Source organism: Pseudomonas sp. AC463 (assembly GCF_979253585.1).
In genome coordinates this window covers 1-242 of sequence record NZ_CEEDDZ010001067.1, presented here as the reverse complement: position 1 = coordinate 242, position 242 = coordinate 1, and the positions used below count along the sequence as shown (strand labels likewise).

The following is a 242-nucleotide window of genomic DNA, read 5'->3' as shown; positions in this document are numbered from 1 at the left end:
CTCCGGTTTGGCGAAACTTCCCGGCGGGGCGATGCGCAGGCGCTCCACGGCGAGATCGTCACGCGTGATGGGAGTCAGCGCCTGTACATCACGAGCGAGCACCACCACGCTGGTGCGTTGCTGCTCGTCTACCTGAGCCTGTAGTTCGCTGCTCACCTGTCCTGCCGGGGTAGGGGTAGCAGGAGACACCACGGGCGCCGATGCCGGTTGCACGGGCTCACGGCTCAGGGTCAGCCCCCAAT

Annotated in this window: 1 pseudogene; it reads right to left on the bottom strand. The window is 66.5% G+C overall.

What is annotated here, in order from left to right:
* Positions 1-102 (bottom strand): annotated as a pseudogene (locus AC0IYH_RS33540) (Flp pilus assembly protein CpaB); the annotation flags it as partial.
* Positions 103-242: the final 140 nt, after the last annotated feature.